Origin of the sequence: Shewanella salipaludis (assembly GCF_012911865.1) — a bacterium.
In the GTDB taxonomy this organism is placed as follows: Bacteria; Pseudomonadota; Gammaproteobacteria; order Enterobacterales; family Shewanellaceae; genus Shewanella; species Shewanella salipaludis.
The window spans coordinates 18,765-43,187 of sequence record NZ_JAAXYH010000018.1; the positions used below are offsets into that span (position 1 = coordinate 18,765).

Annotated in this window: 22 protein-coding genes; 14 read left to right on the top strand and 8 right to left on the bottom strand. The window is 57.6% G+C overall.

What is annotated here, in order from left to right; genetic code table 11:
- Positions 1 to 184 precede the first annotated feature (184 nt).
- The 3 genes from HC757_RS17180 to HC757_RS17190 all read right to left on the bottom strand — a co-directional run bounded on the left by HC757_RS17180 (position 185) and on the right by HC757_RS17190 (position 2,344).
- Entirely contained in the window at positions 185 to 481 is a 297-nt protein-coding gene (locus HC757_RS17180; protein WP_169565622.1) for a c-type cytochrome, read from the bottom strand.
- Positions 482 to 718: 237 nt separating this feature from the next.
- Positions 719 to 1,741 carry a DUF4382 domain-containing protein gene (locus HC757_RS17185; RefSeq protein ID WP_169565623.1) on the bottom strand — a complete coding sequence of 341 codons (1,023 nt, stop codon included), beginning with the start codon at positions 1,739 to 1,741 and terminating at the stop codon, positions 719 to 721.
- A gap of 387 nt (positions 1,742 to 2,128) precedes the next feature.
- On the bottom strand, positions 2,129 to 2,344 hold the full coding sequence (locus tag HC757_RS17190) for a hypothetical protein (protein ID WP_169565607.1): 216 nt from the start codon (positions 2,342 to 2,344) through the stop codon (positions 2,129 to 2,131).
- 290 nt (positions 2,345 to 2,634) lie between these two features.
- Between HC757_RS17190 and HC757_RS17195 the strand changes: the two genes are divergently transcribed.
- Positions 2,635 to 3,552, top strand: a complete 918-nt coding sequence (locus HC757_RS17195) for an alpha/beta hydrolase (RefSeq protein ID WP_169565624.1) — start codon at positions 2,635 to 2,637, stop codon at positions 3,550 to 3,552.
- Positions 3,553 to 3,617: 65 nt separating this feature from the next.
- Here the strand turns inward: HC757_RS17195 and HC757_RS17200 are convergent, their stop codons facing one another.
- Positions 3,618 to 4,544, bottom strand: a complete 927-nt coding sequence (locus HC757_RS17200; protein WP_169565625.1) for a LysR family transcriptional regulator — start codon at positions 4,542 to 4,544, stop codon at positions 3,618 to 3,620.
- A 121-nt stretch (positions 4,545 to 4,665) separates the two neighbouring features.
- On the opposite strand from HC757_RS17200, the gene HC757_RS17205 reads away from it, so the two are divergent.
- From HC757_RS17205 to HC757_RS17220, 4 genes are all read left to right on the top strand, one after another.
- Positions 4,666 to 5,724, top strand: a complete 1,059-nt coding sequence (locus HC757_RS17205) for an HlyD family secretion protein (protein ID WP_169565626.1) — start codon at positions 4,666 to 4,668, stop codon at positions 5,722 to 5,724.
- 3 nt (positions 5,725 to 5,727) lie between these two features.
- Positions 5,728 to 7,311, top strand: a complete 1,584-nt coding sequence (locus HC757_RS17210) for a DHA2 family efflux MFS transporter permease subunit (RefSeq protein ID WP_169565627.1) — start codon at positions 5,728 to 5,730, stop codon at positions 7,309 to 7,311.
- A 138-nt stretch (positions 7,312 to 7,449) separates the two neighbouring features.
- Positions 7,450 to 7,923 carry a GNAT family N-acetyltransferase gene (locus tag HC757_RS17215; RefSeq protein ID WP_169565628.1) on the top strand — a complete coding sequence of 158 codons (474 nt, stop codon included), beginning with the start codon at positions 7,450 to 7,452 and terminating at the stop codon, positions 7,921 to 7,923.
- A 9-nt stretch (positions 7,924 to 7,932) separates the two neighbouring features.
- Entirely contained in the window at positions 7,933 to 8,250 is a 318-nt protein-coding gene (locus tag HC757_RS17220) for a putative quinol monooxygenase (protein WP_169565629.1), read from the top strand.
- A gap of 97 nt (positions 8,251 to 8,347) precedes the next feature.
- On the opposite strand, the gene HC757_RS17225 is transcribed toward HC757_RS17220, so the two are convergent.
- The gene (locus HC757_RS17225) at positions 8,348 to 9,187 is read right to left on the bottom strand and encodes a mechanosensitive ion channel family protein (protein WP_169565630.1); all 840 of its coding nucleotides are present in this window, start codon (positions 9,185 to 9,187) and stop codon (positions 8,348 to 8,350) included.
- Positions 9,188 to 9,721: 534 nt separating this feature from the next.
- Between HC757_RS17225 and HC757_RS17230 the strand changes: the two genes are divergently transcribed.
- Together HC757_RS17230 and udp are read left to right on the top strand one after the other, a co-directional pair.
- Entirely contained in the window at positions 9,722 to 10,897 is a 1,176-nt protein-coding gene (locus HC757_RS17230; RefSeq protein ID WP_169565631.1) for a type III PLP-dependent enzyme, read from the top strand.
- Between the two features lie 278 nt (positions 10,898 to 11,175).
- Positions 11,176 to 11,934, top strand: coding sequence for a uridine phosphorylase (gene udp / locus HC757_RS17235; RefSeq protein WP_169565632.1), 759 nt, complete (start codon positions 11,176 to 11,178; stop codon positions 11,932 to 11,934).
- Positions 11,935 to 12,007: 73 nt separating this feature from the next.
- Here udp and HC757_RS17240 read toward each other — a convergent pair whose 3' ends face one another.
- Positions 12,008 to 12,760, bottom strand: a complete 753-nt coding sequence (locus HC757_RS17240) for an outer membrane protein OmpK (protein ID WP_169565633.1) — start codon at positions 12,758 to 12,760, stop codon at positions 12,008 to 12,010.
- A gap of 318 nt (positions 12,761 to 13,078) precedes the next feature.
- Between HC757_RS17240 and HC757_RS17245 the strand changes: the two genes are divergently transcribed.
- The 3 genes from HC757_RS17245 to HC757_RS17255 are packed head-to-tail and all read left to right on the top strand — an operon-like array spanning position 13,079 to position 15,427.
- Positions 13,079 to 13,534, top strand: a complete 456-nt coding sequence (locus HC757_RS17245) for an NfeD family protein (RefSeq protein WP_169565634.1) — start codon at positions 13,079 to 13,081, stop codon at positions 13,532 to 13,534.
- A gap of 25 nt (positions 13,535 to 13,559) precedes the next feature.
- Complete coding sequence (locus tag HC757_RS17250; RefSeq protein WP_169565635.1) at positions 13,560 to 14,498, top strand: SPFH domain-containing protein; 939 nt, start codon at positions 13,560 to 13,562, stop codon at positions 14,496 to 14,498.
- A complete protein-coding gene (locus HC757_RS17255; RefSeq protein WP_169565636.1) occupies positions 14,495 to 15,427 on the top strand; it encodes an SPFH domain-containing protein in 933 nt (310 codons plus the stop codon). Before HC757_RS17250 ends, HC757_RS17255 begins: the two co-directional genes overlap by 4 nt.
- Before the next feature lie 219 nt (positions 15,428 to 15,646).
- Here the strand turns inward: HC757_RS17255 and HC757_RS17260 are convergent, their stop codons facing one another.
- Complete coding sequence (locus tag HC757_RS17260; protein ID WP_169565637.1) at positions 15,647 to 16,576, bottom strand: LysR substrate-binding domain-containing protein; 930 nt, start codon at positions 16,574 to 16,576, stop codon at positions 15,647 to 15,649.
- Between the two features lie 134 nt (positions 16,577 to 16,710).
- Here HC757_RS17260 and HC757_RS17265 point away from each other — a divergent pair, with 134 nt between their 5' ends.
- The 3 genes from HC757_RS17265 (at position 16,711) to HC757_RS17275 (ending at position 19,810) form a co-directional block, all read left to right on the top strand.
- Complete coding sequence (locus HC757_RS17265; RefSeq protein ID WP_169565638.1) at positions 16,711 to 17,592, top strand: pirin family protein; 882 nt, start codon at positions 16,711 to 16,713, stop codon at positions 17,590 to 17,592.
- 63 nt (positions 17,593 to 17,655) lie between these two features.
- Positions 17,656 to 18,282, top strand: coding sequence for an isochorismate family cysteine hydrolase YcaC (gene ycaC / locus HC757_RS17270; protein WP_169565639.1), 627 nt, complete (start codon positions 17,656 to 17,658; stop codon positions 18,280 to 18,282).
- Between the two features lie 208 nt (positions 18,283 to 18,490).
- Positions 18,491 to 19,810: a leucine-rich repeat-containing protein kinase family protein gene (locus tag HC757_RS17275; RefSeq protein ID WP_169565640.1), complete on the top strand. Its 1,320-nt coding sequence runs from the start codon at positions 18,491 to 18,493 to the stop codon at positions 19,808 to 19,810.
- 107 nt (positions 19,811 to 19,917) lie between these two features.
- Here HC757_RS17275 and HC757_RS17280 read toward each other — a convergent pair whose 3' ends face one another.
- Complete coding sequence (locus HC757_RS17280) at positions 19,918 to 23,010, bottom strand: M9 family metallopeptidase (protein WP_169565641.1); 3,093 nt, start codon at positions 23,008 to 23,010, stop codon at positions 19,918 to 19,920.
- Between the two features lie 391 nt (positions 23,011 to 23,401).
- On the opposite strand from HC757_RS17280, the gene HC757_RS17285 reads away from it, so the two are divergent.
- The gene (locus HC757_RS17285; RefSeq protein WP_169565642.1) at positions 23,402 to 24,400 is read left to right on the top strand and encodes an NAD(P)H-quinone oxidoreductase; all 999 of its coding nucleotides are present in this window, start codon (positions 23,402 to 23,404) and stop codon (positions 24,398 to 24,400) included.
- The last annotated feature ends 23 nt before the right edge of the window (positions 24,401 to 24,423 follow it).

Consider the following 24,423-nt stretch of genomic DNA (forward strand, 5'->3'; position numbering starts at 1 on the left):
ATGTGGTTATGTTGTCGGGGATAATATTGAGAATGGTGTGAGGGAATAGTGTTGGGAAATAATTGCCGGCCGGCAGGCAATTATGGAAGAGTCGATGAGTCAAGGCCATTGAAAGTATGGCGAAAAGGGCAACAGCAGGGAGAAAACCAGATGGGGACTGCCGTCCCCACCTGGGCAGAGGAACTTATTGCAGGCTGGCGTAATAAGCTGCGATGTTGGCTATGTCTTCATCGTTCAGGGTTGCCGCCATTGGCGCCATGGTTGGATCCTGACGTGAGCCATCTTTGAAGGCTTTCAGTTGTTTTTCAATATAGGCCGCTTTCTGGCCCTTAAGGTTGGGGTACATGGGGATCATTGAAATACCATCTGCGCCATGACAGGCGGCACACATGGCGGTTTTAGCCTTGCCTGCCTCTATGTCTGCTGCGAATGCCGGAATAGATAAGAGAGTGCCTAACAGTATAATTGCCACTTTTTTCATTTTGCGTCCTTAATTATTAGTGCATTGCTGTGTTCAACTTATAAGACTTCATTGGGGAAATCCATAACTGGATATTAAATGTGTCCGATTATTTTGCCTGTGATTAAGATCAAGGATTGCTCAGATATAACGGAATGCCTGTGAGACGGGCCTTTGCCACAGATAGGGCGGGAAAATATAAAGGCACCCATCTGGGTGCCCTTATGTCCTTGTTATCGCCTTGGATAAGCTGGGTTATTAGTTTGCCACGAAGCCTTCGGGGAAGTTGCGGTCTGTGGCTGTGCCATCGCTGACGACGACCGCTTGTTCATCGGCGTGCAGGAAGAAGGCGTTGTCTGTATCCGTAGGGGCATTGACCAGATCCGGATCGTCATTCTGGGCGACGCAGCTATAGCCCAGGCTGTAAGTCCCGGCCACCACGAAACCAAATTCGTAAGCGTGACCTATGACCTGCTGGTTGTCATCCAGCAGCTCGTTGACTCTGGCCGACGCTATGGGAGCAACCTGGGTCCCGAGATCCGCTTCGGGGCGGAAATCGGCCATGTCGGCCAATGCCGTGTCGCCAGGATATAAGTACACAGCGGGGCTGAAGGTCGAACCCCCGGCAGCCGTCTCGCAGTCGGTCATGGTCTCCGGGCTTATCTGCCCCTTGATGCTACCTACCTCGGCCGTATTCATCAGCTGCACCGCCGTGGGCTTCAAGGTCCAGTAGGCCTTGCTGCCATGGGGGTCCTGCAGTCCTTGGCCAAGATTGAATTCGGCCACGAAGTTGTTGGCTCCCGCCGCCAGGGTGAAACTCTTGTTGAAGAATAAACGGCCCGTTCCCGGTTCGTCGGCGCCGATACCACCACAGGAGCCGTTGCTGTTGGTCACCAGCCCCTGGAGCATGTCATCCTGGGTCAGTATATGGGAGCCGTCGGCGTTGGCAGTCTCGTCATTCTGCATGTAGATACACATCTGGTACTCGCCCACGGGGACTTGCTGGCCACTGACCAGAGTCTCTATGTCGGCACCCTGAAAATCCAGCAGGTTAACCTGCTTCAGCTCGCCATTGCTGGAAACATCGAACGAGAAGGAGCCTGTGCTGTTTTTCAACACTACCTGTTTGAAGGCGATATTCACCTCTTTGGCATCTGCGGGATTGTCTGAAACCCCCAGATTGAAGAAGGCCATTTCCGGTGCATTGTCTTTGTTACTGCCACCGCAGCCTGCCAACAGGCTTGCCAGTGTCATTGCGATCAGTGTCTTAGAGTAATTCATAACTTACCTCATGTAGCTAACCTAAAAAAAAAAGAAAAAAGGGTTAGTCGTGCATTCCTGGTGTCCTTCTTTATCTCTATGCAACATTATCCTTGTTTGCCGCCAAGCGGCCTCGGCTAGGATAGTGTGTCTGGGGGCGTAATTCCAGTCATAGTCTGGGCCTAAGCCAGTCACTGCGTGGCTTTGACGCAGTGACTCTCCCGGGGAAAGTCACTTATCTCGGTGGAATCCTTGTTGTTTTTGGTCGGCATTCAGGCAGATAACAGGCTCAAAAATAACAGGGCCAATGACGCTGTCATCGGCCCTGTGTTATGCATGTTGCAGCCCTATGTTCCTAGTGTCTTGCCGGAGCAGGTGCTCCTTGTGCACCCGTCGACCGGCATAGGGCTAGCTTTGGCTGCCTTTGGTGGTGTCCAGAAAATCTTTCGAGCCAGAACGGGCATGTTTCGCCGCCCGTTTTTCCTTCGCCGTCATCAAGGGCTTCTTCTTGGCTTCTTTTCTGTTCTTTCGCTCTTTGCTCATGTTGGTGCTCCAGTTCAGGTTTATCCCGGGACTCATGTATGCCTGCGGCAATTCGGTCCCCTTTGAATCAACAGCTTTCAATCACAAATCTTCGTATATGCTCTGAATCTGCTTGTTATTCCAGCGCATTTCCAGCAGTAGGAAGCTTATCATTTATCGGTACGAAAAATGACCGGCCCTGCTTAGAATAATTATAGCTATCGGCGGCGGTTTGCTGGGTAAATTTGATATTTAGCCCCTCTACAGGCCGGGTCATCGGCAGCTCTGTTGTTATCTGACTGTGTTTATATACAGTTGTTTAGACTTGCAGTATCCTATTCATATTGCGTATCAAAGCGTCATACAAGCCAAGCTAAACGTTGGAGAGAGGCATGAGTCAGTTGTATTTGGAACAGGGAATTGGTCAATTGGTGCAAGCCTTCATCGCGGCGGGTTGCCCCTCGGTCAAGACGCAGACCATCGCCGAGCGGCGCCAGGGTTACCTGGACAGTGTGGCATTGGCCGGACCGCAGGAGGCTGTGGCCAGGGTCGAGGACATGACCCTGGAGGGGATCGACTTGCGACTCTATCGGTCAGGCGAGGGAAATAATGCAAGCGTGTTGGTGTATTTTCATGGCGGTTGTTTCGTCAGCGGTGGCTTCGAGACCCACGAGCAGCAGCTGCGAAGGCTGGCCAATTTATCCGGCGCTCTGATAGTGGCGGTGAAGTACCGCCTGGCCCCGGAACATGGCTATCCTGCCGCCCATGACGATGCCTTTAAGGCGACCCAGCTGGTGCGCCGCCATTGCCGCGGCTGGGGTGGCGATCCGGATAATATCATACTGGCAGGCGACAGCGCCGGTGGCCATTTAGCCTTGGTCACCTGTCTGCGTCTGCGCGACAGCAGCGATTGGTTGCCACGCAAGCAAGTGCTCATCTATCCCATGCTGGATGCCACGGCCGCTAGCCGGAGCTACAGGGATAATGGCGATCACTACATCATCACCCGGGACACATTGTTGAGCGGCTTCGATTTGTATCTCAATGACTTACCCCGCATGCACCCGGAAGCCAGCCCCCTGTATCGCCAGGATCTGGCGGGTCTTCCCGAAACCCATATACTCACGGCCGAGTTCGATCCTTTGGTTGACGAAGGCGAGCTATGCTATCGCAACCTGCTGGCAGTCGGGGTGAACGCCCACTGCCGCAGGTACCTGGGGGTGATCCACGGCTTCTTTCAGCTGTCGGGCGTGAGTCAGGCGGCGCGGGAGGCCATAGTCCAGTTGGCCGGCATCATAGCGGCAGAGTGAAGAGCCACAGACCCGCGCCCTTGAACTGCAGCTGGGGCAGGCTTTCAGTTGGCGGCCAATCACTGTCAGCGGGAGATGAAGTCGGGCACTTCCAGTACCTGATCGCCCCAACGTTTAAACAGTGAATCATAGATGAATTCGATGAAGACCTTGTATTTGCGTGGCAGATAGGCGCGTTGGGGGCAACACAGGCTCACCTTGGTCTGCACCATGGGATAGTCTTCCAGCAGCGGTACCAGCAGCCCCTTATCCAGGGCATCCTGGGCTATGAAGGTCGGCACGGCTGTGATGCCCAAGCCTTCTATGGCCGCCTCCCGCGCCAGGGTGACGTTGTTGACCGTCAGCTGCGACGCCGGCTCCATGACCAGCCACTGCTTGCCATCGAAAATCTTCCAGGCTCCATCTATGTGGGCCGACAGCAACTTGATCGCCTTATGCGAGGCCAGATCCTGGGGCACCTTGGGGGTACCGTGGCGGGCCAGATAGTCCGGGCTCGCCATCAGCGTCTTGTGGTTATTCACCAGGGCATAGCTCTGCAGCCGAGAGTCCTGGTTGTCTATGATCTGGAATAGCATGTCTATCCCTTCCTCTATCACATCCACCTTGCGGTTGGTGAGTTCGGCCTCGATGCTGATATCCGGGTAGGCCTGCAGGAATTGGGCGAAGATACGCCCCAGAAATAGCTGCCCCAGCTCTATGGGACAGACTATCCTGAGGTTGCCCCTGATACTCTGCTGGCTGGCGCTGAGCTGGTGCTCGGCACTCTGCAGGTCTGCGAGTATCTTATTGACGTGATTGTAATAGTTCGAACCTGCCTCGGTGAGTTTGAGTGCGCGGGTGGTGCGGTATAACAACTGCACCCCTGAGTCGGCTTCCAGTTCGGCTACCTTGCGGCTCACCGTCGCCTTGGTGGTGCCCAGCACCTTGGCGGCGCCGGTAAAACTGCCTTGCTCTACCACTTGGGCGAAGATCTGTACGCGATTGAGATCCATGGGAGGTTACCTGCTTATGGGTTCTATTGTTACAGCTGTGGAACAGTGGGTTGAATTTTAACTATCTAATAAATCTTATGAGACAGTAGTAGACTATGACTCATCAATCCAGGAGTCAATCATGTCCAAGAGCAAGTTATTTATCACAGCCCCGCTACTGCTGGCCGCCCTGGTTGGCGGCGGTTATTACTGGTGGACCCAGGTGCGTTTCATCGAGACCACGGATAACGCCTATGTCGAAGCCGACATCTCCCATGTCAGCGTCAAGGTGCCCGGCTATGTGGTCATGTCCGGGGTCACAGATAATCAACACGTGCGCAAGGGCGAGTTGCTGGCGCAGCTGGAAGACAGTCAGTTCAGCGCCAAGCTGAGTCAGGCCCAGGCGACCTTGGCCAGTGCCAGGGCCGATCTGCAGACACTGTCGGCCAAGGTGGAATTGCAACAGGCGCTGATCAGCCAGGCCGGTGCCGGGGTGCAGGCGGCGCAATCCGACAAGCTCAGGGCGCAGCAGCAGCTGAGCCGCTCGCAAAAACTCAAGGTGAGCAATTACAGTTCCCAGGATAATGTGGATCAACTGCAGGCCGGTTTCGATTCGGCGGCGGCCCGTTTGGACGAGGCCAAGGCGGCACTGGTGGCCAAGCGCCGCGAGTTGGCCGTGTTCGAGGCGCAGTTGCCCCAGGCTGAGGCGGATGTGGCGTTGGCCCAGGCGAGCCTGGAACTGGCCAAGATCCAGCTGGATGACACCAGGGTCACGGCGCCTTTCTCCGGCGTCATAGGCAAGCGCGGCGCCATGGTGGGACAATATGTCCAGCCGGGCCAGGCGCTCTACAGTTTGGTTCCGGACGGGGCCGTATGGATCACGGCGAACTTTAAAGAAACCCAGATCCAGCATATGCAGCCTGGACAAGCGGTGCAGGTTAGTCTGGATGCGTTTCCCGACAAGACCCTGACAGGGGTCATAGATAGCCTGGCACCCGCGTCCGGAGCCAAATTCAGTCTGCTGCCGGCGGAAAATGCCACGGGCAATTTCACCAAGATAGTGCAGCGTATTCCGGTGCGCATACGCCTGGCGCTGTCACAGGAAGAGGTCAGGGTGCTGCCCGGCTTGAGTGCCGTGGTGAAGGTAGATACGGAATCCGTGGCGCTGGAGTCGGCAACGGCTGCCAGGGCGGGACGCTAAGCCATGTCGGCTTCCGTGAGTGCGCTCGCCCCAGAGGCGATCGCCGCCCCCCAAGGCTTCGAGCGCGGCAGTCGTCGCGCCTGGATCGCCGTCTTCGGCGGCCTGATCGGCGCCTTCATGGCGATCCTCGACATACAGATCACCAACGCTTCGATGAAGGAAATTCAGGGCAGCCTGGGGGCGACGCTGGAAGAGGGCAGTTGGATAGCCACCGCCTACCTGGTGGCCGAGATGATCGCCATTCCCCTCTCCGGCTGGCTCAGCAAGGGGTTGTCGGTGCGGCGCTACCTGCTGTGGAACTCGCTGGCCTTCATCTTCGCCTCACTCCTGTGTTCCTTCGCCTGGAATCTGGAATCCATGATCGCCTTTCGGGCCCTGCAGGGCTTCTTCGGTGGCGCCTTGATCCCCTTGGCGTTCAGGCTGATCCTCGAATGTCTTCCCGACAATAAGCGTGCCGTCGGCATGGCGCTGTTCGGGGTGACGGCCACCTTCGCTCCTTCCATAGGCCCGACCCTGGGCGGTTGGCTGACGGAGCAGTTCAGCTGGCATTACCTGTTTTACATCAATGTGCCACCGGGTCTGTTGGTGATGGCCATGTTGGCCTACGGCCTGGAGAAGAAGGCCATAGTCTGGGATAGCCTGAGGCGGGTCGACCTGGCCGGGATAGTCACCATGGCGCTGGGCATGGGCTGCCTGGAGGTGGTGCTGGAGGAAGGCAACCGCAAGGACTGGTTCGGCTCGGATCTGATCCGCAACCTGGCGATCGTCGCCGCCGTCAACCTGCTGTTGTTCGTCTGGGTCGAGCTGCGCAGCCGTGAGCCGCTGGTGAACCTGAGGTTATTGGCTAAGCGGGACTTTGCCATCTCGACCCTGGCGTATTTTCTGTTGGGGATGGCGCTGTTCGGTGCCATCTATCTGATCCCCCTGTATCTGACCCAGGTTCACGACTATAACCCGCTGGAAATTGGCTTGGTCATCATGTGGATGGGCTTTCCCCAGCTGCTGGTCTTGCCCCTGGTGCCCAGGCTGGTGGAGCGTTTCGATCCCCGTTATCTGGCGGCCTTCGGCTTCCTGATGTTCGCCATCAGTTATTACATGAACAGCCATATGACGGCCGACTATGCCGGGCCACAGATGATAGCCTCGCAGGTTGTCAGGGCGCTGGGGCAACCCTTCGTGCTGGTGCCCATAGGCATACTGGCGACCATGCATCTCAAGCCGGAAGAAAATGCCTCGGCGTCGACCGTGTTGAATGTGATGCGCAACCTGGGCGGGGCCTTCGGCATAGCCCTGGTGGCAACCCTGACGGATAACCTGGCCCGTGGCCACCTGGCGCGCATCAAGGAGTCTCTGCCGGCGGTCAGCGCCCAGGCGCAGGACTTCTTGCTGCAGCGGGCCGGCATGTTGCAGGCGGCGGGATCCGATCCTTATACCGCGGCGACCCAGGCTAGGCTCCTGTTGGGCAAGACCATGACCCAGCAGGCCTATATTCAGGCCTACAACGACGTGTTTCTCATCATGGGCGGGGCCTTGTTGATCGCCGTGGTGGCCGTGTTGTCCATCCGCAAGGCCAAACCTTCGGCTTAACTGAGAATCAGGGGATTTCTGGCGCCATGGGTCTTAGGATCTGTGGCGTTTTTTTTTTGGCTTTTTGTCGGATGTTGGCCATGTTAGACTCGATTTTCTTATCCCATTTTTAGCCGAGCGCAGCGACAGGAGCCCGGGATGTTACAGTGGCATAGCCTGAGATTCGATGAATTGACCAGAGACCAACTCTACGAGCTGCTCAAGCTCAGGGTCGATGTCTTCGTGGTGGAGCAAGCCTGTCCCTATCCAGAGCTGGATGACAAGGACAGGCACCCCCAGACCCTGCATCTGCTGGGGGTCGATGCCGCCGGGCAATTGCTGGCCTATGCGCGCTTGTTGGCGCCCGGCTTGAGCTATCCCCAGGCCAGCATAGGCAGGGTCGCGGTGGCGAAAGCCGGCCGCGGCAGCGGACTGGCGCTGGCGCTGATGCAGCAGGCCATAACCCTTACCCAGGCGGCTTGGCCGCAACAGGGGATCCAGATAGGGGCCCAGGATTATTTGCGCCATTTTTATCAGAAGTTAGGTTTCATGCCGCATTCGCAGGTGTATCTGGAGGACGGTATTCCCCATCTGGATATGCTTTTCGAGGAAATTCAATCGAGTCAAACATAAGGAAAATGTATGTCGGAATTCAAGCTCAATAATCAACAACTGGTTTGTGTCGCCAGCTTCCTCGCCAGAGAGGGCCGGGAGGCGGCGCTGCTGGCGGCCCTGGCGGAACTGATCCCAGATACCCGCCGTGAAGCCGGCTGCATACGCTATGAGCTTAATGTCAGCCGCGACGAGCCGCGGCGCATTACCTTCGTGGAGAAGTTTGTCGACCTGGCGGCCTTCGAGGCCCATTGTGCCAAGGATGCGATTCAGCATTACTTCCACCACATAATGCCCGAGCTGGTGGAATCCCATCATGTGGAAACCTACCATCAGGTGATCGTCTAAGGTTCGGCCTGGCAACAAGCCAGGCGCGCCTGGCTTGTGTCATTGAGTACCGAAGCGGCACTCTCTTACTGAGACCTTCCCTTACTGAGACAGTCTCTCAGCGACGCTCAAGTATGCTGACCTGTTGCAGCGGCCTGGGGATCTCTATGTTGGCCGCTTTCATGGCGCGGATCAGCGCCAGGTTAATCTGGTACTTATCCTGGTAATAGCTCTGGGTCGGCACCCAATACCTGATGCCTATCTCTACGCCGACGCTGTTGAAGTCGTTCACCCCTATCTGGGGCTCTTTTTCCCGCGAAACCTGCAGGCTCTGGTTCAGCACGTGCTGGATGAGGGCTATCGCTTGCTCCAGATCGCATTGGTAGTTCAGGTTGAAGTGGGTTTCGACCAGCTTGTTTTCGTAGGAGTTATGCAATATCTCACCGACGATATGCTTGTTGGGTATGCTGATCCGCTCGCCTTCTTCGTTGGTCAGTATGGTCAGCCCCAGGTGTATGTCCTGGACGACCCCGGTCACCCCTTTGACGCTCAGGGTGTTGCCGACGATGAAGGGGCGGGTGACTATGATGGTGATGCCGGCGGCATAGTTGGACAGCATGCCCTGCAATGCCAAGCCGGCCCCCAGGGAAGCGGCGCCTATGGCGGCCACCATGGGGGTGATGCTGATCCCCAGCTTACCCAGGGCAATGATCCCCACCATGACTATGACCAAGATCCGCACCAGATTGGTGATGAAATTGCTCAGGGTGATGTCTACCTTATGCTTCTCCAACTGACGGGCGATGAGGCGCGCCGCCTTGCTCGCCAGCCAGAGTCCTATGAGGAAGATGAGGATGGCGCCAATCAGTTGAAAGCTGTACTTCACCAGAAATTCTGTGAGTAGGTTGTAGACGTTCTGCAACTGTTGCAGCTCTTGCTCGAGTCCTGGCTCTGCCATCTCTAGGTCCTTGTATTGAATCAATGACCCGAAGCTTACTTAAAAACGCCCGACTTGATAATCAAAATCTCGACAACAGCCCCAGTGAGTCCTGCCGGACCCGGCCCCCAGGCTAGGCCAAAGTTCAACGCCGGCCAGTGTTTGTCTATGGTCTGTCTATGGCCTGTCAACTTAGAGTTATTGGATTATAGTTAATAGCAGCCATTGGGCCGGCCCTGCTCCTGCTGCCTCGGCTCGGCTCAGGGGCTCAGAGGTTCAGTGGCGTAAGAATTGTGAAAATGCCTTCAAGCAGTGAATTTTATCTCCAGGCAATGGCAGGGTAGCGGGCGAGGCGGGTGACAAGTTCTGCTTATATCTATTTGTATTTAAATGACTATTTTTCAGATTCTTGTTAGTGGATTTCGGGTGAATAAAAAGTTGATTATTGGGAATAAAAATTCGTTGCATCCGACGTGAAAATGTCGTCTACTGCGCCTGTTTTTTTACACGCCTGATAATATTGTTCACTCTCGACCTTAAGGAGACACTGGCCAGATGAGCCAATTTCAATCTATTGATGTTGCTGATTATTATGATGCAGATACCTTTAAACGCATCGAGGAATTTGCCAAAGATAAAGCGACCCCTTTTGTGGTGATAGATACCAGTATCATTGCGAAACAATACGATGACATGGTTGATAACTTCCCTTACGCCAGTGTTTATTATGCAGTCAAGGCGAACCCGGCGCCGGAGATCTTGTCCCTGCTGCGGGATAAGGGCTCAAATTTCGACATCGCCTCCATCTATGAACTGGACATGGTCACCAAGATAGGCGTGACCACGGACAGGGTCAGCTATGGCAACACCATCAAGAAGCGTCAGGATGTGCGCGCCTTCTTCGAGCGCGGGGTGCGTATGTTCGCCTCTGACTCGGAAGCGGATCTGCGGATGCTGGCCGAGGAAGCACCGGGCGCCCGCGTCTATGTGCGTATCCTCACCGAGGGCACAGACACCGCCGACTGGCCATTGTCGCGCAAATTCGGTTGCCAGAACGAGATGGCCTACGAGCTTCTGGTGTTGGCCAAGACCCTGGGGCTGGAACCCTACGGCATTTCCTTCCATGTGGGCTCGCAGCAGCGGGACATAGGCGCCTGGGATTCGGCCATAGGCAAGGTGAAGGGCATCTTCGATCGTCTGCGTGACGAGCATGGCATCCAACTCAAGATGATCAACCTGGGTGGGGGCTTCCCGGCCAATTACATAGACAAGACCAATGCCCTGGCCACCTATGCCGAGCAGATCACCCATTTCCTGCAGGAGGATTTCGGTGACGACTTGCCTGAGATCATCCTGGAGCCGGGTCGCTCACTGATCTCCAACGCCGGCGTGCTGGTGTCGGAAGTGGTGCTGATCAGCAAGAAATCCTACACCGCGCTGGAGCGCTGGGTGTTTACCGATGTGGGTAAATTCTCCGGCCTGATAGAAACCATGGATGAGGCGATCAAGTTCCCCATCTATACCGACAGGCAAGGCGAGCTGGAGAAGTGCGTCATCGCCGGCCCGACCTGCGACAGTGCCGACATCATGTATGAGCACTACAGCTACGGCCTGCCAAACGATCTGGCCATAGGGGATCGCCTCTACTGGCTGACGGCCGGAGCCTATACCACCACCTATTCGGCGGTATGCTTCAACGGCTTCCCGCCGCTGAAAGACTATTATCTCTAGTCTGTTATCAGGCCAGGTATGAGGGCGCCCATGAGGCGCCCTCTGTATTTTTAGCGCCAGCCAAGGGGCCTGAGCGGACTCTGGACCCGAGGTTCGCCCTCCCTGCCCAACAGCTGCTATCTTCTAGCTAGGCGCAGATGCGGATCTTGTCATTCGGTTACATAAATTATTTACTGGTTGCCGGGAATTCTGTGATCAAGTTAACCTTAGCCGCTTCGGGACTGGGTTAGAGTCTATCGATAAGAATTTTATAATCAAAAAAGAAAGGGGTTTTCACAATGGCCGATGTATTTCATCTGGGTTTAACTAAGGCAATGTTGGATGGCGCCAGCCTGGCGATAGTGCCTGGCGATCCTGAGCGGGTTAAGCGTATTGCCGACTTAATGGACAATGCCACCTTCCTGGCGAGCCATAGAGAGTACACGAGTTACCTGGCGTACCTGGACGGTAAGCCTGTGGTCATCTGCTCTACGGGTATTGGCGGTCCTTCGACTTCTATCGCGGTGGAGGAGCTGGCGCAGCTTGGCGTCAATACCTTCCTGCGGATCGGCACCACGGGCGCGATTCAGCCTCAGGTGAAGGTGGGGGATGTGATAGTGACCCAGGCCTCGGTGCGTCTGGATGGTGCCAGTTTGCACTTCGCCCCCATGGAGTATCCTGCCGTGGCCAACTTCGAATGTACCACAGCCATGGTCGCCGCCTGCCGCGACATGGGCGTCGAACCCCATGTCGGCATCACGGCCTCTTCGGATACTTTCTATCCGGGACAGGAGCGTTACGACACTGTCTCAGGCCGTGTGATCCGACGTTTCGCCGGTTCCATGAAGGAATGGCAAGATCTGGGCGTGCTCAACTATGAGATGGAGTCTGCGACTCTGTTCACCATGTGTGCCTCTCAGGGCTGGCGTGCTGCCTGTGTTGCCGGTGTGATAGTCAACCGTACGCAACAGGAAATTCCCGATGAGGCTGTGATGAAGAAGACCGAGAGCCATGCCGTCTCCATCGTGGTGGCCGCGGCGAGAAAATTGCTGGCCTGAGCCATGCTGTGAGTTCAAAAAAGGCGCCCCGGGCGCCTTTTTTGGTTTCAAGCTGCGGCAAGGCGAGGCGCAGTTAGAAATGGTACTTGGCGATCACCGAGTAGGTATGTTGATCTACGCCCTTCACCCCATATTTGTTCTGCCACAGGTCGTACTCTATGCCGACAAACAGCTTATCCTGCTTGTGGCCACCGAAGATGAGCTGCCCCAGATCGTATTTCAGCTGAGGGTTGAAGTGGAAGTTGCTATGGTAGCCGTCGTCGTCCGTGGCAAATACCCAGTCGGCGAAACCGTCCAGCACCAGCTTCGAGTCACCCAGGGGAAAGTCGATGCGAAACACTGGGGTGAACTGCCAGCCATCGCTGTGATTGCCGCTGCTCAGGGCCTCACGGCGATAGGTGTTGAGGCTGAAGTAGTTGAAATAGGGCAAGGCGAAATCCAGTCCTAGGCCATAGAGCAGGCTATTCACCGGGCCTTCGCCTTCCTCGTAGGTCAAGGCCAGCGAGGCATCCGTGATGGCGCCCCAGGTGATGTTTTCCCCCAGGATCTTGCCGGCACTGAAGCGGGTGGAAAGCTCACCATAAGTGCTGCTGTCCTGGCCGCCATTGTTGCCATCGAAATAGATGAGATCCTGAAAGGCAAACCAGTCGCCGTATTGCCAGCCGCCGGCCGTCTCCAAGGTGAAGCCGGTCTGTTCGTCCGAAGGGGCGAGTTTATAGTCGTCACCATAGAGGCCTGTGATGCTGAAATCTGTCCATTGCACTAAGTTGTCGGCAAAGGCCTGCGGGCTCAACATGAGTGCGAGACAGAGGGCAGTTTTTTTCATTATTATGTCCTTGGTAGAGTAGGGGGCCTGGCAGTCCGAATGCAAATCTCGCCGTTAACGGGCAAGCAGAGGCGGGGGATATGGCTGCAAAGGCGCTGAATTCTAACTTTTTTATACCAAGTTGGCATCTTTGCTTTAGTATCTATGTGCCCTGGATCTCCGTCTTAGTCTGTATCCGGGGCAGGGAATAATTTTTATGACATAATATGTCGATAAAGCGCAAGCCGGCTGCTATAGTGCTATTGCGTGAGTGCCGGTGCACTAGCGCGAGAGTGAGTGCGACAGGCTGCCACCGCAGCCGGCTAAGGAGGGAATAGGATGTTCACAGATTCGGTTATGGCCTGGGCTGCCCTTGGGGCTGTCCTCATGTTGGCGGAGCTTATCCTTCCCGGGGGAATAGTCGTCCTGCTCGGCGCCGCCTGTATTCTGGTTGCCGGCGCCCTTGGCCTTGGCTTGGTGACGGGCCTGGCCCAGAGCCTAACCCTCTGGTTTATCGCCTCCATCGTCTTGCTGCTTGCTTTCAGGCAGCTGACCCAGAAATGGGTTGGCGGTGATGCTCATGTGGGCAACACGGATGAGGAGCTGGACATCTTTAACCAGTTGGCACTGGTCAAAGAGGTCATAGGACCCGGGGAAAAACCCGGCAGGGTCGAATTCCACGGGGTGGAGTGGCCGGCCTTGGGGGACGGCAGCGAGATCCCCGTCGGCGCCAGCGTCAGAGTCATATGTCGGGAAAATATTGCCTTGGTGGTCGAGCCGGTCCAGGGCGAATAATCTTAAGTTAATAAGGAAGGAATCCATGTTTATTTTTACTCTGGTCGTACTCTTCGTCCTGTTTATCCTCTACAAGCTGATGCTGATAGTCCCCATGCGCGAGGTCCATGTGATCGAACGTTTGGGCAAGTTCCGCACCGTGCTCTATCCAGGGTTTCATTTTCTGATCCCCTTCTTCGATCGGGTGGCCTATCGCCACGATACCCGTGAGCAGGTGCTGGACGTGCCGCCCCAGAGCTGCATCTCCAAAGACAACACCCAGCTGGAAGTGGATGGCCTGGTGTACCTCAAGGTGATGGACGGCAAGCTCGCCAGCTATGGGATTGAAAACTACCGCAAGGCGGCGGTGAACCTGGCCCAGACCACAATGAGATCCGAGATAGGCAAGCTGTCCCTGACCGAGACCTTCTCCGAGCGCGACAGCCTCAACGAGTCGATAGTGCGCGAGATAGACAAGGCTTCGGATCCCTGGGGCATCAAGGTATTGCGTTACGAGATCAAGAATATCACCCCATCGCGGCATGTGATCCACACCCTGGAGAAGCAGATGGAGGCCGAGCGCCGCAAACGCGCCGAGATCACCCTGGCCAACGCCGAGAAGGCGGCGATGATCAACATGTCCCAAGGCGAGCGCCAGGAGGCGATCAACCTGTCCGAGGGCCAGAAACAGAAACGCATCAACGAGGCCAAGGGGACAGGCCAGGAGATCGCCATAGTCGCTCGGGCCAAGGCCGAAGGCATGGGGATGATCTCCCAGGCGCTGGCCTTCAATGGCGGCACGGATGCGATGAACATGTTGCTCAAGGAGCAGTTCATAGGTCAGGTGGGTAAGATATTGCAACAGGCCGAAGTGTCTGTGGTGCCGGCCGAAATGGCCAAGTTGGAAGGTTTCTTCGAGGGCATGGAGCAAGTGACTCATGCCGTCGGCGCCAATGTTCAAACCGAAAAGGGAGCACGTTCATGATCAACGGAATAGACACAGACCTGATAGTCATGGCGATCTGGGGACTGATCTTCGCCATCTTCATCATCAAGTTATTCAAATCCATCTGCCTGGTGCCGACCAAGTCGGCCTACATAGTCGAACGTCTCGGCAAGTACCATAAGACCCTGGATGCCGGCTTCCATGCGCTGATCCCCTTCGTCGACAATGTGGCTTATGTGCATGATCTCAAAGAGGAGACCATAGATGTGCCGCCCCAGGAGTGTTTCTCCAGCGACGAAGTGAATGTCGAGGTCGACGGCGTCATCTACATCTCGGTGATGGATCCCGTCAAGGCCAGCTATGGCATCACAGACTATCGCTACGCCGCGATCCAGCTGGCGCAGACCACGACAAGATCTGTGATAGGCACCCTGGATCTGGATCGCACCTTCGAGGAGCGGGATCTGATCTCGGCCAAGGTGGTGGAAGTGCTGGATCAGGCCGGTGCCCTGTGGGGCATCAGGGTGCACAGGTACGAAATCAAGAACATCACCCCGCCGGAAACCGTCAAGAACGCCATGGAGATGCAGGTCAATGCCGAGCGGGAACGCCGCGCCCTGCTGGCCAAGAGCGAGGGTGATAAGCAGAGCAAGATCAATCGCTCCGAGGGGGTGAAGGCGGAAACCATCAACCGTTCCGAGGGGGAAATGCAGCGCCGCATCAACGAGGCCGAGGGTAAGGCCGAGGAGATTCTCACCCTGGCACGGGCCACCGCCGAATCCATAGAACGTCTGGCCGAGGTGATCGCCGCTCCCGGCGGTCACAACGCGTTGCGGATGCAGCTGGGCGAGCAATACATGCGGCAGCTCGATGGCCTGAGCCACAACAGCAGCCGCATAGTGCTGCCGGGCAACATGGTCAACTTCGACTATTGGATGGATAGCATAGGCTTGAAGGAAAAGGCGTGAAAGCCTAGGCCGTCGAAACCCCAGCCTTGGTGAGCCCATGTAGTGGCTCCTTCAACAGGGCTGTCACGCCCCAGAAAGGCCCCGATGAAGCGGGGCTTTTTTTTTTTGCCTGCAACAAGGCGGTTGCCCGCTGCCGGTGCGCAATTCAGGCAGCTGGCGAGAGCTTGTTTCACCACATGAATTTCACCACCTTAGCTTCAGCACATGAGTTTCAGCAGCTTAACCCGTCTGTCGCAAGCCGATATCGGCCTGACTCAGGCGGCTGCATTCGGCGGCGAGGAAGTCGAGCAGCGACCTGACCTTAGGCAGCAGGCAGCGGCGCGAGGGGTAGATGGCGTGCAGTATGCCACTGCGGGGCACCCATAGAGGCAGCACTTCGACCAAGCGCCCGGCCAGCAAGTCCTGATGCACTATCAAGGCGGGCAGTGAGGCGATGCCGACTCCTTGGAGGGCGGCGGCCTGCAGGCCGACCATGTCGTTGACTATCAACCTGGGCTCATGGCGCCACTGCACAGTGGCGCCTGCCGGGCCCTCCAGCTGCCAGATCCCTTGTTGGCTCGCGCCATCCAGCCCCAGGCTGGGCAACTGCGCCAAATCCTCAGGGACTTGGGGTGCGGGGATGCCCTGCAGTAATCCTGGATGGCAGACCAGTTTCTGTGGGCTCTCGGCCAGTACCTTCATCACCAAATCCGTGTCTTCCAGCGGTGGAAAACGCACCCTGAGCGCCAGATCCAGTCCCTCCGCCAGCACATCGACATTGCGGTTGGTGACATCCAATTGCATCTGGATCTTGGGGTTATCCACCATGAAGCGCGCCAACATGTCGCCCAGGCTGGAGTAGAGCAGCGCCGGCGGACAACTCAGACGGATCAGTCCCTGGGGCTCGGTTTGATTCATGTCGATCACCGCCTGGGCGGCCTGGGCTTCGACCAACATGGCCTGGCAGTGGCTGAAGTACTCCTTGCCTATGTCCGTGACTATGAACTGGCGCGAGGAACGTTGAATGAGGCGTACCCCCAGGCGCTCCTCGAGCAGCGCGACCCGACGGCTGAGTTTGGACTTGGGCAGGTTCAGGGCGCGACTGGCGGGAGAAAAACCATTGTGCAGCACTACCTGTACGTAAAAGTAGAGATCGTTTAAGTCTTGCATGGTATTTCCGGTTCTTGTCGTTCTATTGGTGGAACGCTAAGTGTAGATATTGCCGTCTACCAAAGCCAGCGTCGCGAAACTATGCTCATAGGCAAGATCAGTATTGCGCTGCCAGCAGTGCGTTGGAGAAACAGATGAAACAGATTATCGGTGTCTATAACAGCCCGGCACAGCATTGGGTCGGCGACGGCTTTCCTGTGCGTTCCCTGTTCAGCTACAGCGAGTTAGGCGAAGAGCTGAGCCCCTTCCTGTTGCTGGACCATGCCGGTCCCCATGAGTTCGGTCCCACCAGCCACAGGCGTGGCGTGGGTCAGCATCCCCATCGCGGCTTCGAAACTGTGACTATAGTGTATGACGGTGAGGTGGAACACAGAGACTCGACCGGCGCCGGCGGCATCATAGGCCCGGGCGATGTGCAGTGGATGACGGCGGGTGCCGGCATCTTGCATGAAGAGTTCCATTCCGACCACTACGCCAAGACGGGCGGGCCATTCGAGATGGCGCAGTTATGGGTCAACTTGCCCGCCGAACACAAGCTGGCCAAACCCGGTTACCAGGGCATAGTGGATAAGGAAATCCCTGCGGTGGCGCTGGCGGACGACGCGGGTGTGGTCAGGGTGATTGCCGGGGAATATCTGGGCAATAGGGGGCCGGCGCACACCTTCTCGGCCATGGACGTCTGGGATCTGCGTCTCAATGCCGGCAAGACACTGGACTTCAGTCTGCCGGCGGGGCGCACCCTGGCTGTGGTGGTGCTCGCGGGGGAGGTCGAGGTCTCGGATGGCGATAAAGCCGATGGCAAGCCAATTGCCAAGGCGCAGATGGCGGTATTGACCCGCGAAGGCGAGGCGGTATCCCTGAGTGCCAAGGCGGACAGCAAGTTGCTGATCCTCAGCGGTGAGCCGCTGGACGAGCCCATAGTCGGCTATGGTCCCTTCGTGATGAATACCCATGAGCAGATAGCGCAGGCGATACAGGACTTCAACAACGGCCGCTTCGGTGCCATGCCGCGTTAGTCCCAGGCAGATGAAACATCAGGGATGGCTTTGCCATCCCACCACAGCAAAGAGGAGCTTCACATGAGCAAGCCATATGTACGTTTAGATAAAGATCAGGCCGCGGTACTCTTGGTCGATCACCAGGCGGGTTTACTGTCGTTGGTGCGTGATATCGATCCCGATAAGTTTAAGAATAACGTCCTGGCACTGGCCGATCTGGCCAAGTACTTCAAGTTACCCACCATATTGACCACCAGCTTCGAGAATGGCCCCAACGGCCCCCTGGTTCCCGAGCTGAAGGAAACATTTCCCGAGGCGCCCTATATCGCCAGGCCCGGGCAGATCAATGCCTGGGACAATGAAGACTTTCTTCAGGCGGTGAAAGCCACAGGCAAGAAACAGTTGATCATTGCGGGTGTGGTGACCGAGGTCTGTGTGGCGTTTCCTGCATTGTCGGCACTGGCAGAAGGTTATGATGTCTTTGTGGTCACGGACGCTTCGGGAACCTTCAACGAGGTCACCCGTGATGCCGCCTGGCGCCGGATGGAGCAGGCGGGGGCGCAGATGATGAGCTGGTTCGGGGTTGCCTGTGAGCTGCACCGAGATTGGCGCAACGATATCGAAGGCTTGGGGGCTCTGTTCTCCAACCACATTCCCGACTATCGCAACCTGATAACCAGTTACACCGCTTTGACCTCGGGTAAGTGATAGCGACCGACCGGGCTCGGGCCCAGGTCGACTCATCCGGTAGAGCATGCTGAGCCATGCTCTGCTCCCGTCTCCTGTCCTATATTCCCACTGTGGTTCTCGGCTGATGCCACTCGTGGCTATGGCTTTCTGGGGCGGGCGGCTGGCATCTGCGCCCGGCAGGCATTACCATAGCCGCGATTTTAACGGCGAATAGAGGGATGGTGGCTTGCAAACCTTAGCGCAGCTCAGAGCCGGCCGGTTAGGCCGGGTGACACGATTACAACTGGCGGAAAATTTAACCGAGTTCCCCCGTGAAATTTTCAGCCTGGCCGATTCCCTCGAAGTGCTGGATCTGTCCAACAATGGCTTGAGCAGCTTGCCCGACGATTTCGATCGTTTGCAGCGGCTTAAGATACTGTTTCTGTCGAATAACCAGTTCGAACAGGTACCCAGGGTGCTGGGGAAATGCCCCAAGCTGGAGATGATAGCTTTCAAGGCCAATCGTATCCACAGCCTCGCCGAAGGAGCGTTGCCCGAGCGGACACGTTGGCTGATCCTGACGGATAACAAGCTGAGGCAACTGCCCGAGTCCATGGGGAAGCTGTATCGCTTGCAGAAATTGGCCCTGGCGGGCAATGAGTTGACTTCCCTGCCGGACACCATGGCCGACTGTCATGGCTTGGAACTGGTGCGTCTGTCGGCCAACCGTTTGACGGCACTGCCCGATTGGTTGCTGCAACTCCCCAGACTCGCCTGGTTGGCTTTCGGCGGTAATCCCCTGTGCCGGCCCGTGGCGGGCGAGCCGGTGGCAGCGACCGTGCCCAAGGTGAAACTGGCCGACATAGCACTGACAGAACGGCTGGGCGAGGGGGCCTCGGGGGTCATTTTTCGGGGCAAGTGGCGCCCTGCTGTCGCCGGGCTTGCCGGCGCCGAGTCCGAGATAGCGGTCAAGTTGTTCAAGGGCGCAGTGACCAGCGACGGTTACCCGGAGGACGAACTCGATTGCTGCCTGACAGCCGGTGGCCACCCGAATCTGATCCGGGTCATAGGCCAGATTGCCGAGCCCGAACAGCTGGGGTTGGTGATGGAGTTGATCCCGGATGACTTCAGCAACCTGGGGCTGCCGCCGTCGCTGGCGAGTTGCACCCGGGATACGTTCGCGCCCGGCACCGAGTTCAGCACGGCCGAGATAGCCGCCATGGCCCGGCAGATGGCCGCCACCCTGGCACACCTGCATCGCCGGGGGGTGAGTCATGGCGACGTCTATGCCCATAACATCATGGCCAATGCCGCGGCCGACATCCTGTTCGGCGACTTCGGCGCCGCCTCTAATCTGGCCGCCTTGCCCGCGGCACAAAGAAGGGCGATGGAAGCCATAGAAGTCCGTGCCTTCGGCTGTTTGCTGGACGATTTATTGGGGCAGAATGCCGGCGAGGATAGGGCGCAGAGGGCCGAACTGCAGGCGCTGGCACAGAGCTGCATGCAGGGTCAAGTGGCCCTCAGGCCCGGCTTCGATGCCCTGGCCGACAGGCTGCAAGTCGGTTAGGTTCAGGCCTGGCCGCCCAGCGGCAAAAAATAAGCCCCGGGTTGTCAACGACAGCGCGGGGCTTGTTTTTTGCGGTTAAACCCAGGAAGTCCAGGTTTTACAAAGATTTATTGCAGTGTGGCCTGTACGGCGACGCCGCTGCTCTGGGGTTCGCTCTGCACCGTGATGTAGTACCAGCCCTCGCTCGGATTGGTCACGCTGAAGGATTCCCTGGTGCTGCCCTGAGTGACTGAGGCCGCTTCATAGCTCTGGGCGTTGGCCCAATTGCTGCCGCCATAGAGGCTGACATCGCCGCTGCCGTGATCCGATACCAGCTGCAGTTGGCTGGTGCCGGCCGGCACCCATAGGCTGTAGTAGTCTATGCCATCGGCGGCGCAGACCGCCTGGCCCGACACCAACTGGCCACTGCTGACTGGGCTCTGGCTGGCACAGGCGTCGGCTATGCCGGCGGTCCCGCCTTGGGTCACAGTCAGGCTGACACCGCTGAACTCTGTGTCCGTATCCACTGTGATATAGCGCCAGCCGCGGTTGGCCGTGACCTGCAGTGACTCCTGGTTACCCTGATGCACACTGCTGGCCTGGGCGTTGTCTTGGCTGGCCCAGTTGTCTGCGTTGAAGTAGATGTTGGCATCGCCGCTGCCCCCCTGGGTGTTGATGCTGATGGGGGTGTTATCTTCTTCGACCCAGAGGTAGAAGCTATTCTTGCCGCCGGCAATACACTCGCTCCGGGCCAGGGTCAGCTTGCCATAGTCCAGTGTCGGGGCACCGCAATCGCCGCCTCCGCCCTGGGCCGGATCGGGATCTGCGGTCAGCTCTGTGGTGCTGACCAGCATGTCGACGCCACCGAAGTCGCCCTCTAGGGTGATGTAATGCCAGAATTCATCCGGGTTCAGGCTGACCTTGATGACCTCATAGTTGCCATTGCCTATGCCGGCACCCTGGTTCTGTTCACCGTTGGCCCAACCGCGGGAGTCGTAGTAGATGTCGGCATCGCCCCAACCGCCGCCTATCTTGATCCAGAGATCCTGTGCCGAGTGATCTGTATTGGCGAAGCTGAAGCTGGCCCGGCCCTGCTGTGCGTCTATGCATTCCATCGGCGTCTCCAGCTTCAGGCTGGCCGAAGGACTATAACGGTAGGCTTCATCCGTGACCTCGCAGGGGGAATAGTCTGTGCTGGTGGTAGGCTCAGGACCGGACCAGTTGCCCTCGGTGCCGCTCGCCTGGGCGTCGCTATCGCTCGGGCCCTTATCCACTATGCCATTGTCGGCGCTGCTTAAGCCGCTGCTGAGCCAGCCAAGCCACTCGTTGTCGTAGCGGCTGCCTATGCCGTCGATCAGGGCCTGATATTCAGTGTATTGATCTTGTCTCAGGTAGTTGAGGATCTGGCGCACGTCGTCCATGTGGCGCTCGAACATGAAGCGTACCGCCAGGTAGCCCCAGCGATAGATGCGGTCCTGGCCCGAGTCATAGTTATTCTTGAATATGGTCGACAGGGTAAATTCGCGGGTTTCCCCCAGTGCTATGGCGCGGGTGTTGGCATCCCGGTAGGAAATGTATTCCGCCAGGCCCTCGATCCACCAGATGGTGTCGGCCGAGGTGCCGCGGCCAAAGTCGCCGGAGAGATTGTAACGCCCATCCAGGTAGTGCACGTATTCGTGTTGCAGGTTCCAGATGTGGAAGTCCGGCGAGCGCCACTCTGCCTCATAGGCGATGAAGCGGGCCTGGTTTTTCAGGCTGGCGGGAGAGCCCTCCAGGTACATGCCGCCGTTGTCGGTATTGATGCCGAAGAAGCTGCCGGCGAAGGACTTATAGTCCGACGAGCTGTTGAAAATCACCAGCTCCAGATCGTCGTTGTTGTCGTTGGCGACCGGAATATGATTGGTTTCCAGCTTGCTGTGGAAATAACTTTCCTGGCTGGTCAGCACGTCACAGGCCCAGCCGGCCTGATCCCGATACAGCTCCTGGGCACGCATCTTGAGGGTGTCGGAACATTTCCAATTGAAGCTCAGGGTTTCTGCCTCCAACTGGGCCTTGAAGCCACATAGGTTGTATTGATCGCAGTGGGCGCGATCATAGTAGTCGGCCATTTCGGCGGCGGCCAGCCATAACACCTTGCTGGCGTCCGTCTTGCTGGTGCTGTTGAGCACGCCTTTGACCAGCTCGGCGACCCTGTCATGCATGGCCTCTATGTAATAGAGGCGGGAGAGCTCCCTGACCGAGTTGACCAGCAGATACTCGGTATTGGTGCCAAGCAGCTGGCGGTTATTCGCCTGGAAATTGTTGAGTGCATCCAGGATGCGCTGATCCGTGGCGAACAGCGCCTGCAGCTCATCGTCCCACTGGGCGCGGAACAGGGTGGTGAACACGGCGTTGGCGGCGGCGCTCATGCCGGCGTTGGCTTGCCAGGCGGCATCATAGTCGGTGAGCACCTTGATGCTGATGTCGTTGAAGGCGGCGCCCAGGTTGGCGGAGTCCACCAGGATCAGCGTCTCCTTGAGCACGCTGGCGTTGGCATTCGAGACTGTCCAGATATTGCCGTTGGCAAACAGGGCTGTGAGTGCCGTCTGGATATCTGTCTTGACCGCGCCGCCGTAGGCCGGCACATCGTCCGGGTTGTAGAACTGCACGAACAGGGCCGCCCGCAGGAAGGTGATCAGCGACTCTATGCCCGTGGTATCGACCCCGGTATAGCCGGCCGCCCGGTCGCGGATCGCGGTGGCGACACTGAGCATGTTAGCCTCGGTAAAGGTGAGCGTGGCGTCGTTGCCCTTGATGTTGAACAGCGCCCCGACACACACAGGGGTGGCTTGGCTCAGAGCCGTGACCAGTGCCTGACCCGACTGGCCGATGAAACTGCTGCAGTCCTGGCTGGCGCTCAGCGCCAGCGGCGTCATTCGGCTGTTGGGCTGGCTCGACTCTGTGGGTCTGCTCGGCTCGTTGGGGGAGGCGAGCAGCTTGTTGTCATTCTTGCTGTCATTCTTGTTGTCACTCTTGTTGTCACTCTTGCTGTTATAACGGGCTCGGCTCGCGGCCGCTGGCGCGTTTGTCGCAGTTCTGCTCAATGCCGCCTGTGGCGCTCTTTGGGATAAGGGCGCCTGCGTTGCCGCTTGAGATGCAGGTGTCGCTGAGGGGTAGCCGGCGGCCATAGAGGCTGTGCTCATGGCCAGGCTGAGTGCTGCAACCAGGGTGGTGTGTTTCATATTAGCTCCATTTTTATTTTGTCTGCCAGGCAGATTTTCCTTTGGTGTTACCGGGTGCTTGCGCGCATTCGGCCAGAGACGGCGGCGCGGATGTCACAAGTGAGAAACAATATAGCAATGAATATATAATATACAATATAAATAGTTTGTTTTTTAACCGTATCTGCGCGTATAAATGAACGTGACATCCATTCAATATATTGATTATATTGTGTTTATAGCTATCGTTGTTGGCTTTTTATTGTGCATGCGTTCAGGCCGGGTACAGCTTTTTGATCTACCCCATGCCGCCATGGGGTACACTCAATGGCGATGAAATTGTTGTCGATAGTGCCCATGACAGGGCAGCCAGCAACGCCCTACCCAGACGCCAATAAGATGGAGTACAGCCATGCCTGACTTACCCAAGGATTATGCCCGTATCGCCTTTAGCCAGCCGGGAGCCCCGGAGGTGATGCATCTGTCCCGTTCCCCCCTGCCGCTGCCGGCCGCGGGCCAGGTGTTGATCCGGGTGGCTGCCGCCGGGGTCAATGGCCCGGATATCAAACAGAGAGTGGGCGCCTATCCACCGCCGGCGGATGCATCCCCGATACTTGGGCTGGAGGTCGCGGGAGAGATCTGTGCCCTGGGCGAGGGGGTGAATGCGTGGCAGTTGGGGGACTCTGTGTGCGCCCTGGTGCCGGGGGGCGGTTATGGCGAATATGTGCTGACCCATGCCAGCCACTGTCTGCCCGTGCCCGAGGGGATGAGCCTGGTCGAGGCGGCGGCCTTGCCCGAGACCTTTTTCACCGTCTGGGGCAACCTGTTCATGCGCGCCGGCCTCAAACCGGGGGAAAGCGTCTTGGTCCATGGCGGCTCCGGCGGCATAGGCAGCACGGCAATCCAATTGGCCCATGCCTTGGGTGCCAGGGTGATAGCCACCACGGGCAGCGACGATAAAGTCGACTATTGTCGCGGCCTGGGGGCGGATGAGGTGCTCAATTACCGCAGCCGTGACTTCGTCGAGCCGGTACTGGCCCTGACTCGGGGGCAAGGGGTGGATGTGGTGTTCGACATCGCCGGCGGCGATTTCATCAACCTCAACCTGCAGGCATTGGCAATGGATGGCCGCATGGTGTCTGTGGCGATGCAGCGCGGCGCCAAGGCCGAGGTGGAGATTTTTCGGCTGATGGCCAAGCGCATTCGCTGGACCGGCTCGACCCTCAGGCCCCAGAGTGTGGCCGCCAAGGCGGCGATTGCCGGCGAGCTGAGGGAGAAAGTCTGGCCGCTGTTGGCCGAAGGCAAGCTGGCGCCGCATATCTTTGCCACCTTCCCGCTCGCCGACGCGGCCAAGGCCCATGCCTTGATGGAGACGGGCAGCCACAGGGGCAAGTTGGTGCTCACTGTGTGAGCCGCCGGGTCGTCCCCCGGAGG

What these genes read in the sequence shown, in the direction of transcription:
- HC757_RS17240 (WP_169565633.1), bottom strand. Translation starts at nt 12,760, where the DNA reads ATGAAAAAAACTGCCCTCTGTCTCGCACTCATGTTGAGCCCGCAGGCC.
- HC757_RS17225 (WP_169565630.1), bottom strand. Translation starts at nt 9,187, where the DNA reads ATGGCAGAGCCAGGACTCGAGCAAGAGCTGCAACAGTTGCAGAACGTC.
- HC757_RS17265 (WP_169565638.1), top strand. Translation starts at nt 16,711, where the DNA reads ATGAAACAGATTATCGGTGTCTATAACAGCCCGGCACAGCATTGGGTC.
- HC757_RS17200 (WP_169565625.1), bottom strand. Translation starts at nt 4,544, where the DNA reads ATGGATCTCAATCGCGTACAGATCTTCGCCCAAGTGGTAGAGCAAGGC.
- HC757_RS17205 (WP_169565626.1), top strand. Translation starts at nt 4,666, where the DNA reads ATGTCCAAGAGCAAGTTATTTATCACAGCCCCGCTACTGCTGGCCGCC.
- HC757_RS17215 (WP_169565628.1), top strand. Translation starts at nt 7,450, where the DNA reads ATGTTACAGTGGCATAGCCTGAGATTCGATGAATTGACCAGAGACCAA.
- HC757_RS17255 (WP_169565636.1), top strand. Translation starts at nt 14,495, where the DNA reads ATGATCAACGGAATAGACACAGACCTGATAGTCATGGCGATCTGGGGA.
- HC757_RS17250 (WP_169565635.1), top strand. Translation starts at nt 13,560, where the DNA reads ATGTTTATTTTTACTCTGGTCGTACTCTTCGTCCTGTTTATCCTCTAC.
- udp (WP_169565632.1), top strand. Translation starts at nt 11,176, where the DNA reads ATGGCCGATGTATTTCATCTGGGTTTAACTAAGGCAATGTTGGATGGC.
- HC757_RS17245 (WP_169565634.1), top strand. Translation starts at nt 13,079, where the DNA reads ATGTTCACAGATTCGGTTATGGCCTGGGCTGCCCTTGGGGCTGTCCTC.
- HC757_RS17280 (WP_169565641.1), bottom strand. Translation starts at nt 23,010, where the DNA reads ATGAAACACACCACCCTGGTTGCAGCACTCAGCCTGGCCATGAGCACA.
- HC757_RS17260 (WP_169565637.1), bottom strand. Translation starts at nt 16,576, where the DNA reads ATGCAAGACTTAAACGATCTCTACTTTTACGTACAGGTAGTGCTGCAC.
- HC757_RS17285 (WP_169565642.1), top strand. Translation starts at nt 23,402, where the DNA reads ATGCCTGACTTACCCAAGGATTATGCCCGTATCGCCTTTAGCCAGCCG.
- HC757_RS17220 (WP_169565629.1), top strand. Translation starts at nt 7,933, where the DNA reads ATGTCGGAATTCAAGCTCAATAATCAACAACTGGTTTGTGTCGCCAGC.
- HC757_RS17210 (WP_169565627.1), top strand. Translation starts at nt 5,728, where the DNA reads ATGTCGGCTTCCGTGAGTGCGCTCGCCCCAGAGGCGATCGCCGCCCCC.
- HC757_RS17185 (WP_169565623.1), bottom strand. Translation starts at nt 1,741, where the DNA reads ATGAATTACTCTAAGACACTGATCGCAATGACACTGGCAAGCCTGTTG.
- HC757_RS17230 (WP_169565631.1), top strand. Translation starts at nt 9,722, where the DNA reads ATGAGCCAATTTCAATCTATTGATGTTGCTGATTATTATGATGCAGAT.
- ycaC (WP_169565639.1), top strand. Translation starts at nt 17,656, where the DNA reads ATGAGCAAGCCATATGTACGTTTAGATAAAGATCAGGCCGCGGTACTC.
- HC757_RS17180 (WP_169565622.1), bottom strand. Translation starts at nt 481, where the DNA reads ATGAAAAAAGTGGCAATTATACTGTTAGGCACTCTCTTATCTATTCCG.
- HC757_RS17195 (WP_169565624.1), top strand. Translation starts at nt 2,635, where the DNA reads ATGAGTCAGTTGTATTTGGAACAGGGAATTGGTCAATTGGTGCAAGCC.